At 56.4% G+C, this 11,282-nt stretch carries 22 protein-coding genes; 1 reads left to right on the forward strand and 21 read right to left on the reverse strand.

From position 1 onward, the window contains the following. Positions 1-668: 668 nt before the first annotated feature. From AC2FFD_RS21890 to AC2FFD_RS21900, 3 genes are all read right to left on the reverse strand, one after another. Positions 669-881, reverse strand: a complete 213-nt coding sequence (locus AC2FFD_RS21890; RefSeq protein ID WP_170347640.1) for a DUF1127 domain-containing protein — start codon at positions 879-881, stop codon at positions 669-671. 179 nt (positions 882-1,060) lie between these two features. Then, positions 1,061-1,510, reverse strand: coding sequence for a hypothetical protein (locus tag AC2FFD_RS21895; RefSeq protein ID WP_480686138.1), 450 nt, complete (start codon positions 1,508-1,510; stop codon positions 1,061-1,063). 21 nt (positions 1,511-1,531) lie between these two features. Next, positions 1,532-1,900 carry an antibiotic biosynthesis monooxygenase family protein gene (locus tag AC2FFD_RS21900; RefSeq protein WP_170347642.1) on the reverse strand — a complete coding sequence of 123 codons (369 nt, stop codon included), beginning with the start codon at positions 1,898-1,900 and terminating at the stop codon, positions 1,532-1,534. A gap of 77 nt (positions 1,901-1,977) precedes the next feature. On the opposite strand from AC2FFD_RS21900, the gene AC2FFD_RS21905 reads away from it, so the two are divergent. After that, complete coding sequence (locus tag AC2FFD_RS21905) at positions 1,978-2,409, forward strand: MarR family winged helix-turn-helix transcriptional regulator (RefSeq protein WP_170347643.1); 432 nt, start codon at positions 1,978-1,980, stop codon at positions 2,407-2,409. Between the two features lie 115 nt (positions 2,410-2,524). Here the strand turns inward: AC2FFD_RS21905 and rpmD are convergent, their stop codons facing one another. The 18 genes from rpmD to rplB all read right to left on the reverse strand — a co-directional run. After that, positions 2,525-2,713, reverse strand: coding sequence for a 50S ribosomal protein L30 (gene rpmD / locus AC2FFD_RS21910; protein WP_005621828.1), 189 nt, complete (start codon positions 2,711-2,713; stop codon positions 2,525-2,527). A gap of 12 nt (positions 2,714-2,725) precedes the next feature. Next, positions 2,726-3,292, reverse strand: coding sequence for a 30S ribosomal protein S5 (gene rpsE / locus AC2FFD_RS21915; protein ID WP_170347644.1), 567 nt, complete (start codon positions 3,290-3,292; stop codon positions 2,726-2,728). Positions 3,293-3,465: 173 nt separating this feature from the next. Continuing rightward, a complete protein-coding gene (rplR, locus tag AC2FFD_RS21920) occupies positions 3,466-3,825 on the reverse strand; it encodes a 50S ribosomal protein L18 (protein WP_152459162.1) in 360 nt (119 codons plus the stop codon). 11 nt (positions 3,826-3,836) lie between these two features. Further along, complete coding sequence (rplF, locus tag AC2FFD_RS21925; RefSeq protein WP_170347645.1) at positions 3,837-4,370, reverse strand: 50S ribosomal protein L6; 534 nt, start codon at positions 4,368-4,370, stop codon at positions 3,837-3,839. Positions 4,371-4,383: 13 nt separating this feature from the next. Continuing rightward, positions 4,384-4,776 carry a 30S ribosomal protein S8 gene (rpsH, locus tag AC2FFD_RS21930; protein ID WP_068340741.1) on the reverse strand — a complete coding sequence of 131 codons (393 nt, stop codon included), beginning with the start codon at positions 4,774-4,776 and terminating at the stop codon, positions 4,384-4,386. A gap of 13 nt (positions 4,777-4,789) precedes the next feature. Next, positions 4,790-5,095 carry a 30S ribosomal protein S14 gene (gene rpsN, locus AC2FFD_RS21935; protein ID WP_010437098.1) on the reverse strand — a complete coding sequence of 102 codons (306 nt, stop codon included), beginning with the start codon at positions 5,093-5,095 and terminating at the stop codon, positions 4,790-4,792. Between the two features lie 19 nt (positions 5,096-5,114). Then, on the reverse strand, positions 5,115-5,675 hold the full coding sequence (gene rplE, locus AC2FFD_RS21940) for a 50S ribosomal protein L5 (RefSeq protein ID WP_170347646.1): 561 nt from the start codon (positions 5,673-5,675) through the stop codon (positions 5,115-5,117). After that, a complete protein-coding gene (rplX, locus tag AC2FFD_RS21945) occupies positions 5,668-5,979 on the reverse strand; it encodes a 50S ribosomal protein L24 (protein ID WP_152459159.1) in 312 nt (103 codons plus the stop codon). Before rplX ends, rplE begins: the two co-directional genes overlap by 8 nt. A gap of 2 nt (positions 5,980-5,981) precedes the next feature. Beyond that, a complete protein-coding gene (gene rplN / locus AC2FFD_RS21950) occupies positions 5,982-6,350 on the reverse strand; it encodes a 50S ribosomal protein L14 (protein ID WP_039523372.1) in 369 nt (122 codons plus the stop codon). A 75-nt stretch (positions 6,351-6,425) separates the two neighbouring features. Next, entirely contained in the window at positions 6,426-6,656 is a 231-nt protein-coding gene (gene rpsQ, locus AC2FFD_RS21955) for a 30S ribosomal protein S17 (protein ID WP_152459158.1), read from the reverse strand. A 4-nt stretch (positions 6,657-6,660) separates the two neighbouring features. Further along, positions 6,661-6,867, reverse strand: a complete 207-nt coding sequence (gene rpmC, locus AC2FFD_RS21960; RefSeq protein WP_010437082.1) for a 50S ribosomal protein L29 — start codon at positions 6,865-6,867, stop codon at positions 6,661-6,663. Positions 6,868-7,679: 812 nt separating this feature from the next. Beyond that, the gene (locus AC2FFD_RS21965) at positions 7,680-7,886 is read right to left on the reverse strand and encodes a cold-shock protein (protein ID WP_010437077.1); all 207 of its coding nucleotides are present in this window, start codon (positions 7,884-7,886) and stop codon (positions 7,680-7,682) included. 256 nt (positions 7,887-8,142) lie between these two features. Further along, positions 8,143-8,763: a 2OG-Fe(II) oxygenase family protein gene (locus AC2FFD_RS21970; RefSeq protein ID WP_496874144.1), complete on the reverse strand. Its 621-nt coding sequence runs from the start codon at positions 8,761-8,763 to the stop codon at positions 8,143-8,145. Positions 8,764-8,999: 236 nt separating this feature from the next. Beyond that, positions 9,000-9,413 (reverse strand): 50S ribosomal protein L16, encoded by a 414-nt coding sequence (gene rplP / locus AC2FFD_RS21975; protein WP_117872242.1) that lies wholly within the window; start codon positions 9,411-9,413, stop codon positions 9,000-9,002. 12 nt (positions 9,414-9,425) lie between these two features. After that, positions 9,426-10,136, reverse strand: coding sequence for a 30S ribosomal protein S3 (gene rpsC, locus AC2FFD_RS21980; protein WP_117872244.1), 711 nt, complete (start codon positions 10,134-10,136; stop codon positions 9,426-9,428). Beyond that, on the reverse strand, positions 10,136-10,516 hold the full coding sequence (gene rplV / locus AC2FFD_RS21985; RefSeq protein ID WP_039538267.1) for a 50S ribosomal protein L22: 381 nt from the start codon (positions 10,514-10,516) through the stop codon (positions 10,136-10,138). Before rplV ends, rpsC begins: the two co-directional genes overlap by 1 nt. A 3-nt stretch (positions 10,517-10,519) precedes the next feature. Further along, positions 10,520-10,798, reverse strand: a complete 279-nt coding sequence (gene rpsS / locus AC2FFD_RS21990) for a 30S ribosomal protein S19 (RefSeq protein WP_068348022.1) — start codon at positions 10,796-10,798, stop codon at positions 10,520-10,522. 3 nt (positions 10,799-10,801) lie between these two features. Beyond that, positions 10,802-11,282, reverse strand: a 481-nt coding sequence (rplB, locus tag AC2FFD_RS21995; RefSeq protein WP_496874145.1) for a 50S ribosomal protein L2, incomplete at its 5' end; no start/stop codon positions are given.

The following is an 11,282-nucleotide window of genomic DNA, read 5'->3' on the forward strand; positions in this document are numbered from 1 at the left end:
AGCTGACATCAAGCGGGGCAACGCAATGCCGTTCTCGGGCATGCCCATCGGTACCATCGTCCACAACATCGAGATGCAGGCCGACGGTTAAGCGCGAAACCTTTGATCGCCGCAAAGACGGCTGGACGTCAGGTGCGGTTTTGGAACACGCAAGGGCTGATCTGCACCGGCGTATCCCCAGGTTTCATGCACCGGCCACGTCCCCTTTTCTGCTGCCCGTTGAACTGAGAATCGCCCGCAGGGCATTGCCTGCTCAGCCCAATGCAGTGCACGGGTAAAGGCGGAGAAGAAAAACCACCTGATCAACCTGTTCAAGTGTGCAATGCCAATCCGGACACCGTGCGTTTCAAGTGGTTTCGGCCCGTGTCATGCGCCAGCAGCTGCCGCAGGCGGCCATTGGGCCAGGTGGCCTCTGGCCGGCAAGCAGAGCGCACACGCATCTTGCGGGCTTGCCATGTTCGGTCGAGCCACGAGCTTTGAGATGGCGCCATAGGTCCCCCTTGACATCCAGCAGGGGGCATAGGCCCGATATTAGCGTCATACAATAGGGGTTGCGTTCTTCGGCAGCGAGGGGCGCTCAGGCGATCTATGGGCGTTCTGCGGGCTTCTCTCGGAAACAGAAAAGGCGCCGTTTGGCGCCTTTGTATCTTGCTGCGGATCGTCCGCGATTATGAGCAGTAAACGTGCTTATGCGCGATATCTGCGATGTCGCAGCGGCGGATGCCAATATCGTCCAACTCACGGTTGCTCAGGCGCTGCAACTCGGAATAGGTGCGCTGATACTCAGCGGCACGGGCGCGCGCCGTTTTGATCCGTTCGATCATGTCCTTGATCCGGGTGCCGAAGTTGAAGCCGGTATGTGTCAGTGTAGCGGTTGTCATTTCTGTGTTCCTTTCTCAAATCAGGGCGAATTCCCTGACGTTTCCTTGTGTGTTCCTTGTTTGGACAAGGCTGAGATAGGTGTGTTTGATACCGCTAACAACGGAACTTTTGGTCTAGCCGATATGCATCTATTGAATGGCTGTACATTTCGCTGACCCATTGCAGTCAAGTGTTGCTTTCACGTCTTACGCGCATTTTTTTTGCGTGCCGTCATTGCCCGGCCGTCACGAATGCTCAGCCCCATCAGTATCAGATTGGTTGCGCCTGCAATCAGTTCGATGACCTGCACAGCATAGAAACTGGCGTCAAAGGATCCCGCGTTTGCTTTTACGCTGAGGTAGATGGCGGCGGGAACGAGGATAAGAAGCCCGTTCATCGCTATGATTGGCATCCGCTTCTTCTTTGCAATCGCCGGGGCATCTTTGCGGCGACGTCCAAGAGACATGCCGGACGCGCCGACAATCACCATCGCCGGCACCAGAACAAAGAGACCACTGACGATCATGGATTTTACTGCGGTGACGGTCGCATGGGTCGCAAACAACTCGCTGTACAAGGTGGATGTCCAGAACACGAGGATTGTAAGAAATCCGATGAGTCCGGCGATGGGGTGTATGGCTCTTACCATGGGGCTGCTCCGGTTTTAGTTTCAGGCGACGCAGTGGTTTTCGACTGCGAGTTTTCTAAGAAGATGTGGCCGGGCCACTGCGCTTTCCGGGTAGTCGGCAATCCGACGTTGGAACTCAGGATGGGTGAACGCGTCGCGAAAGCTTTTGACGTCCTGCCAGATCGCGTAGTTCACAAAGGTTGAACTGCCCGCGATGCCCTGATGGAGCTGGGTGGAGATGTATCCTGGCTGGGCTTTCATGAAATCTGCATCATGTGACCATGCCTCAAGCAGTGCTTTTTCGTCTTCCGCGTCCACCGTGAACAGGTTGATCAGAACCACCGGCCCTTCCTCGTTCTGCATTTGGTCCGCCAGTGAGACGGTCTTGTCCAACTCTTCGATACGAGCCATTTCGCTTCCCTTCGATTCTATAACATAGCAAGCTATATAAAATTGCATAGCGTGCTATTCAAGTGTAAATCTGAGACATGGACTTTGAAAAAGAGAACTCGGCCGGATACCTGGTCAATCACATGGCGCGATTGTTTGCGAAAAAATTGCAGCAGCGCATTGCGCCGTTAGGTATCGTTGTCGGGCAATTCCCGATCTTGCTGGAGCTTTGGGTCAAAGACGGAGTGACGCAAAAAGATCTTCTTGGAAAAATCGATGTCGAACAGGCGACCCTAGCCAACACGCTCAATCGTATGGAGCGCGACGGATTGATCAAAAGAACAAAGAATCCCTCTGATGCCAGAGCTCAATTGATCTGGCTGACCCGGAAGGCAGCCGCGCTTCGTGACAGCGCCTACGAGGCCGCTATGAGCGTGAATGCTGATGCCCTACAGGTATTGAACGAAGCTGAGCGCGCGCAATTCATGAATGCCATGAGATTGATAATCAAAAACATGCGTTCGGTTTGAGTGAACCCAAAGCAGCCTGACCCTGATCAAAACGATAGGTCAGATGCAGTTAACCACAAGAAAAAACGCCCCCGCATTGATCGGAGGCGTTTCATGTTCTTCGAAGGTATTGCGCTTAGCCGCGCTCTTCGACGATCTCTACCAGATGCGGGATCTTGTTGATCATACCGCGGACCGAAGGGGTATCTTCCAGTTCGCGGGTTTTGTGCATCTTGTTCAGGCCCAGGCCGATCAGGGTTGCGCGCTGTTCGGCGGGGCGGCGGATCGGGGAACCGATCTGCTTGACGACGATGGTTTTTGCCATGGGTCGCTCTCCTTACGCTTCTGCTTCAGCAGCCGGTGCTTCGTCCCGCTTGGGCAGGATGTCGGCAACTTTTTTACCACGACGTGCGGCAACCGAACGCGGGCTCTGCTCTTTTTGCAGGCCGTTGATGGTGGCGCGGATCATGTTGTACGGGTTCTGCGAGCCCAGCGACTTGGACACAACGTCCTTGACGCCCAGCATTTCGAACACGGCACGCATCGGACCACCGGCGATGATACCGGTACCTTCAGGTGCGGTGCGCATAACCACTTTACCGGCGCCGTGACGGCCTTCGATATCGTGGTGCAGGGTCCGACCTTCGCGCAGTTGCACGCGGATCATCTGACGCTTGGCTTGTTCGGTCGCCTTGCGGATGGCTTCAGGTACTTCTTTCGCTTTACCTTTGCCAAAGCCCACGCGGCCTTTCTGATCGCCGACAACCACCAGAGCGGCGAAGCCAAAGCGCTTACCACCTTTTACGGTTTTCGACACACGGTTGATCGCAACCAGGCGATCTGCGAATTCCGGAGTTTCGTCGCGGTCACGACCACGTCCCCGGCGGTTATCACGTTCTGCCATTTGGCATCCCTTTTCTCATATGGCGCTCTCGGCACCGTTACTTCAATCCAAGTGAGCCCCGACTGTTGCCGAGGCCCCCGGATCATCGGGGCGGATCGAAACCCGCCCGCAATCTTTGGCATTGCGCATCTTGACCCGAAAACCGGTTCCCACTTTTCGGGATGCGCTTGGTCTTAGATCTTCAGACCACCTTCACGCGCAGCGTCGGCCAGTGCCTTCACCTTGCCGTGGAACAGGAAGCCACCACGATCGAAATAGGCCTCTTCGACGCCTGCCTTCTTGGCACGCTCTGCGATGGCCGCGCCGACTTTGGTCGCCGCATCGATGTTGTTTTTGCCAACAACGCCCAGATCCTTTTCCAGGGTCGAGGCCGAGGCCAGGGTCACGCCACGCACGTCGTCGATCAGCTGAACAGAAATGTTCTTGTTCGACCGGTGCACGGACAGACGCGGACGACCCGCGTTGACCTTGCGAAGTTTGTTCCGAACGCGCAGGCGGCGCTTCAGAAACAGGGTTCTTTTGCTGTTTGCCATTGTGTTCGTCCTTACTTCTTCTTGCCTTCCTTGCGGAAGATGAACTCGCCCTTGTAGCGGATGCCTTTGCCTTTGTAAGGCTCGGGGCGGCGCCACTCGCGGATTTTGGCCGCGGTTTCGCCCACCAGCTGCTGGTCGATACCTTCCACAACGATCTCGGTCTGCTTCGGCGCGGTGATGGTGACACCTTCCGGAGCAGTGAAATCAACATCGTGGCTGTAGCCCAGGTTCAGCTTCAGGGTGTTGCCCTGCATCTGAGCCCGGTAACCAACACCCTGGATCTCCAGCTCTTTTTTGAAGCCGGTCGTCACACCGGTTACCAGGTTGGCAACCATGGTGCGGCTCATGCCCCACTGCTGGCGAGCACGTTTGGACATGCCGCGGGGGTCGATCTTGACCACGTTGTCTTCAACCGACAGCGTTACGTCGTCGGTGGCGGTAAAGCTGCGGGTGCCTTTCGGACCTTTCACTTCGATGGTCTGACCCGACACAGTGGCGGAAACGCCGCTGGGCAGCTCGACCGGCTTTTTACCAATACGAGACATTGCAGACCTCCCTCTAGAAGACGGTGCAGAGCACTTCGCCGCCAACATTGTTGGAGCGAGCATTTGCGTCCGACATCACACCTTTCGGAGTGCTGACAATCGACACACCCAGACCCTGACGGACCTGCGGGATGTCATTGACGCCCATGTATACGCGACGGCCGGGCTTCGAGACCCGCTTCAGTTCACGAATAACAGGGGTGCCTTCGTAGTATTTCAGGCTGATTTCGATGGCCGGATGACCGTTTTCACCGGTCGTCTTTTCATAGCCACGGATGTAGCCTTCGTCCGCCAGCACGTCCAGAACCCAGCCGCGCAGCTTGGAAGCCGGGGTGGAAACGGTGGACTTGCCGCGCATTTGCGCGTTGCGGATACGGGTGAGCATATCGCCGATAGGATCATTCATATCTATGTCTCCCTTACCAGCTCGATTTCACCATGCCGGGGATCTGACCAGCAGAACCCAGCTCGCGCAGCGCGATACGGCTGACCTTCAGCTTACGGTAGTAAGCGTGGGGACGACCGGTCAGCTGACAACGGTTGTGCAGACGGGTAGCCGAGCTGTTGCGCGGCAGTTTCGCCAGTTTCAGACGCGCCTTGAAGCGCTCTTCCATCGGCTTGCTCTCGTCATTCGCGATTTCTTTCAGCTCGGCACGCTTCGCGGCATATTTGGCCACCAGGCGTTCGCGCTTCTTTTCGCGTTCGATCATTGCTTTTTTAGCCATGTCTCAATCCTCCCGGCGCTTATGCGTTGAACGGCATGTTGAAAGCTTTCAACAGTGCCTTTGCTTCAGCGTCGGTTTTCGCTGTGGTGGCAATTACGATATCCATGCCCCAGACTTCGTCGACCTTGTCGAAATCGATTTCCGGGAACACGATGTGCTCTTTCATGCCCATGGCAAAGTTGCCCTGACCATCGAAAGCAGGCTTTACACCGCGGAAGTCACGAACGCGTGGCAGCGCGATGGTGATCAGACGATCCAGGAATTCGTACATCCGGTCACCGCGCAGGGTCACTTTCGCGCCCAGCGGCATGTCTTCACGGACGCGGAAGCCCGCGATCGACTTCTTCGCCTTGGTTGCAACGGCCTTTTGACCGGCAATCGCAGTCAGATCCTCGACAGCAGCTTTCGCTTTCTTCGAGTCTTTGACAGCCTCGGCACCACAACCGATGTTCAGAACGATCTTGTCCAGCTTGGGCAGCTGCATGTCGTTCTTGTAACCGAACTCTTCTTTCAGAGCGGCACGGATGGTTTCAACGTACTGAGTTTTCAGACGCGGGGTGTAGGTTGCGTTATCAAGCATCGATCACGTCCCCTGTGGTCTTGGCGAAGCGGACCTTCTTGTCACCTTCCATGCGGAAGCCGACGCGGGTCGCTTTGCCGTTCTTGTCCAGCAGTGCCAGGTTCGACAGGTCGATCGGGTTTGCCTGAGGCAGACGACCACCTTGCGAGTTCTGCGACTGGCGGGTGTGACGGATGGCGATGTTGATGCCATCGACAACAGCTTTGCCGGCTTTGGGGTCAACCGAGGAAATGGTGCCCTCTTTGCCCTTGTCCTTGCCGGCCAGCACGACGACCTTGTCGCCTTTGCGGAGTTTAGCAGCCATGATTACAGCACCTCCGGAGCCAGCGAGATGATTTTCATGAAGTTCTTGCCGCGCAGTTCGCGAACAACGGGGCCAAAGATACGGGTACCGATCGGCTCGTTGTTGTTGTTCAGGATGACGGCGGCGTTGCGATCGAAGCGGATCGCGGTGCCGTCTTCACGACGGACTTCCTTGGCGGTGCGTACGACGACGGCCTTGCGGACGTCCCCTTTCTTTACGCGGCCGCGTGGGATGGCTTCCTTCACCGAGACGACAATGATGTCGCCGACGGAGGCGTATTTACGCTTGGAACCACCCAGGACCTTGATGCACTGAACTCGGCGAGCGCCGGAGTTGTCAGCGACATCCAGATTGGTCTGCATCTGGATCATGTGGTTTCTCCCGACCTGTGGGGGCTGGTCTTGTTAATTCCCCCAGGGTTTCGACAAATGGAAAGGCCTGGGGGCTTACGCCTCCAGAACCTCCCAACGTTTCGTCTTCGATTTCGGCGCGCATTCGATGATGCGTACGGTGTCGCCGACCTTGAAGGCGTTCTTTTCGTCATGAGCCCGGTATTTCTTGGACTTACGAACGGTTTTGTGCAGCAGCGGGTGCTTGAAACGGCGTTCAACCGAAACAGTCACGGTCTGCTCGTTGGCGTCGCTGGTTACTACTCCGGACAGGATACGCTTGGGCATAGGATTACTCCTCCGATGCCGCGGCAGCGGCCTTTTCGTTCAGAATGGTTTTGACGCGGGCAGCATTGCGGCGGGCCGCTTTGATACCAGCCGTATTTTCCAGCTGACCGGTTGCCTGTTGAAAGCGCAGGTTAAAGCTTTCTTTCTTCAGGTTGGCCAGTTCCTCGCGGAGCTGGTCCGGGGTCTTGTCACGCAGTTCTTGGGCGTTCATCGCCTTTTTCCTTTGCTCAAAACACCAGAAGGCCCCGTACACGGGTCACCTTTGACCTGGTGGATGAATGATAGACATACGAATCCCCCGACTCAGCCGGGGGAACGCAAGATGCCGCTCTATAGGGGGTTCAGCAGTGGGTGGCAAGAGGAAGTTTGGCGGGTGTGTGAGCGTGGGCATTCGCCCACTACTTTCTGTGACCCACTTTAGCCATAACCCGAGTAATGATTCCTTCAAAATGCCAGGCATCTGGAAGGCGTGGAAACCACAATCTAGTGTCCGCACCCATCAACATCAAAGCAGAACGTGACCCACGGATTCTGTCGATGTCACTCAAACGCGCCTCGCCGATTACACTACCCGCATCCAACACGAGAACTCTTTGCGTAGTGATGACGTAATAGGTTCTTCGAAAAGCGAAATGAATAACAAGCCATGGAAACATCATTGGTGTCGGCGCGAAAATCAAAATCAAAATCGCATCCGTAAGCGTTGGTAGAACGCATGCTTTGACCGCGTAGACGGCTTGCTCATCCTGATTCAACAAAATCGGTGACACCAAACTTGCGTGCAATACGCCACCTGTCCTCAAATACTAAATACTTATAGCTCCTTCCCTTTTTTACGCTTTATCGATGAAGTCGCAAGCTGGTATTCCATTCAGCTACCTAGTCAATTGGCAACAAGTGTCTGCAACCGCTGTTTTAGAGTGGAGTAGCGGCGTAGTTGAGTACGGCCCGATTTCCCCACAAACACAAAACGCGGCCTCGTTTGCACGAGACCGCGTCTTCAACTGTCTAAGTCTGTGTGACTTACGCCAGAGCGATGTTCACAGCCGACTCACGACCGTCACGGCCGGGTTCGATGTCGAATGTTACTTTCTGGTCGTCAGCCAGGCCGGTCAGCCCCGAGCGCTCGACAGCAGAGATGTGTACAAACACGTCTTTGCCACCGGTCTCCGGTGCGATGAAGCCAAAACCTTTAGTTGTGTTGAACCATTTTACGGTGCCATTGGCCATATCCGTAGTCTCCTAAAAAATTGCTGTCCGCGGAATTGCGACAGCGCGGCGTAGTCGGTCTGGATCGAGAGACTGAACGCCGAATAACGGGAGACAGTGGTCGAAATAGAAAAACGTCTGCGTGGTCCACATGGGCCATGTCGGCGCATATTGCAAGGTCTATCGGTAACTTCTTGCGAATCGTGACCTGAATGGGCACCGTCCGTTCGTCTCGCAATCGCTTCACTGGGGTGACCCGTGTGTCATGAACCGGGGCTCACTCCCACTTGTAGTTGAAGCTGACACTGATCCGCTCGTCCTCGGCCATGTTCATCGGCACCTCGTGGCGCAACCAGCTTTCCCACAGCAGGACGTCGCCCACCTGCGGCTTCATATAGATGAACGGCTGCAAATCGCGCCGCCCACCTTTCAGACGCGTTGGCGCGGCCATCATGCGGCCTGAGCGGGGGTCTTCCAGTTTCAGCGCACTGGCCCCTTCGGGCATCGCCACATAGGTCGTGCCCGATATCACGCTGTGCGGGTGCAGGTGGCTGGAATGCATGCCACCCTCGGGCAGGATGTTGATCCAAAGGTCTTCTAGCTTCAACTCGCCTTCGCCCAGATCGAACTCCAGATCCCTGGCAAAAGCGGCAACGTGCTGATCCAGTACCTTCACCAGATCGGCAAAGATAGGGAACCGCCAAGGCAGATCGGTTAGTGAGGCATAGCTGGTATAGCCGGGATAGCCGTTTTCCTCACACCATTGCTGCCCGGCCTCGTCATCTTCGGCGATGACAAAACACGAGTTTTCCAACTCTTCCGCATCGATCTCGGGACCGAACTCGGACAAAGCTGCGCGATAGAGACGGGTAACAAAGAGTGATTCAATCTGTGCCATAGCGCCCTCTTAACGCAGCCTCGTCACGATTGCGATGGGTCTTTTGCGAGGCTCTGCCTCGCGCTCCGGGATATTTTTTGCCAGATGAAGCAGGGGGGGTCCGAATTTCATCTGGCTATAAATATCCCGGGGGAGTCGCGGCTTGCCGCGGCGGGGGCAGCGCCCCCGAATGAAAACCCCCGCCGGTTTCCCGACGGGGGTCAGTTTTGTCACGAACGGGGAAATTCCCGGATCGCTTACCAGTCTTCGCGAACTACGACGCGGGTCTTGATCGGCAGCTTCATCGCGGCCAGGCGCAGGGCCTCACGGGCGATGTCGTCATTGACGCCGTCGATCTCGAACATCACGCGACCGGGCTTGACCTTGCAAACCCAGCGGTCCACCGAACCCTTACCTTTACCCATACGAACTTCGATCGGCTTTGCAGTGACCGGAGTGTCGGGGAAGATACGGATCCAGACACGACCCTGACGTTTCATGTGACGGGTCATGGCACGACGTGCAGCTTCGATCTGACGTGCGGTGACGCGCTCGGGTTGCAGGGCTTTCAGACCGTAGGTGCCAAAGTTCAGATCAGAGCCGCCCTTGGCTTCGCCCTTGATCCGGCCTTTGTGCATCTTGCGGAATTTAGTACGCTTTGGTTGAAGCATATCTTTCCCTCCTTAGCGACGACCGCCACCAGCACCACGAGGTGCAGGGCCGTCCTGGAGTTCCTGTGCTTTACGGTCACGTGCCTGCGGATCGTGCTCCATGATCTCACCTTTGAAGATCCAGACCTTGATCCCGATGATCCCGTAAGGAGTCATCGCTTCGGCATGTGCGTAATCGATGTCGGCACGCAGGGTATGCAGAGGCACGCGGCCTTCGCGATACCATTCGGTCCGTGCGATTTCGGCGCCGCCCAGACGACCAGCGACGTTCACCCGGATACCCAGGGCGCCCATGCGCATGGCGTTCTGAACCGAGCGCTTCATTGCGCGACGGAACGAAACACGACGTTCCAGCTGCTGAGCGATCGACTCGGCAACCAGCTGCGCGTCAAGCTCGGGCTTGCGCACTTCGACGATGTTCAGGTGCAGTTCGCTGTCGGTCATACCAGCAAGCTTTTTGCGCAGAACTTCGATGTCTGCACCTTTCTTGCCGATGATGACACCCGGACGTGCGGTGTGGATCGTGACGCGGCACTTCTTGTGCGGACGTTCGATGATCACACGTGCAACACCGGCCTGCTTGCACTCTTTCTGAATGAACTCACGGATCTTGATGTCTTCCAGCAGAAGATCACCGTAATCCTTGGTGTCAGCGTACCAGCGGCTGTCCCAGGTGCGGTTGACCTGAAGGCGCATGCCGATCGGATTGACTTTATGTCCCATTAGGCTTGCTCCTCAACTTGACGCACCTTGATGGTGATCTCCGAGAACGGCTTCATGATCTTGCCGAAACGGCCACGGGCACGCGGACGACCGCGCTTCATGACCAGGTTTTTACCAACCCATGCTTCGGCGACGATCAGCTCATCGACGTCCAGGTTGTGGTTGTTTTCGGCATTCGCGATTGCGGATTGCAGGCACTTCTTGACGTCCTGCGCGACACGCTTGTTCGAGAAAGTCAGGTCGGTCAGAGCCTTTTCAACTTTCTTGCCGCGGATCATTTGCGCAACCAGGTTCAGTTTCTGCGGGCTGGTGCGAAGCATGCGGGTTTTCGCCATTGCTTCGTTTTCAGCCACGCGGCGGGGGTTCTTTTCCTTGCCCATGACTTACTTCCGCTTCGCTTTTTTGTCTGCGGCGTGACCATAATAGGTCCGGGTCGGCGAGTACTCACCGAACTTCTGACCGATCATGTCTTCCGTGACGTTTACCGGGATATGCTTCTGGCCATTGTACACACCAAAGGTCAGACCCACGAACTGGGGCAGAATGGTGGAACGACGCGACCAGATCTTGATGACTTCGTTGCGGCCCGATTCGCGCGCTGCTTCGGCTTTTTTAAGCACGTAAGCATCGACGAAAGGACCCTTCCAAACAGAGCGAGACATGGATTAACGTCCCTTCTTCTTGGCGTGCCGCGAGCGGATGATCAGCTTCTGGGACGCTTTGTTCTTGTTGCGGGTACGCTTACCCTTGGTGTCCTTACCCCAAGGCGTAACCGGCGTACGGCCACCCGAGGTACGACCTTCACCACCACCGTGCGGGTGATCGATCGGGTTCATTGCAACACCACGAACCGACGGGCGCACGCCCTTGTGGCGCATACGACCGGCTTTACCGAGGTTCTGGTTGCTGTTGTCGGGGTTGGACACGGCACCGACGGTGGCCATGCATTCCTGACGGACCATGCGCAGCTCGCCCGAGCTCAGACGGATCTGAGCGTAGCCGCCATCGCGACCAACGAACTGAGCGTAAGTACCGGCCGCACGTGCGATCTGACCGCCTTTGCCAGGCTTCATCTCGATGTTGTGGACGATGGTACCGATGGGCATGCCCGAGAACGGCATTGCGTTGCCCGGCTTGATGTCAGCC

Source organism: Ruegeria sp. YTSC002 (genome assembly GCF_059609845.1).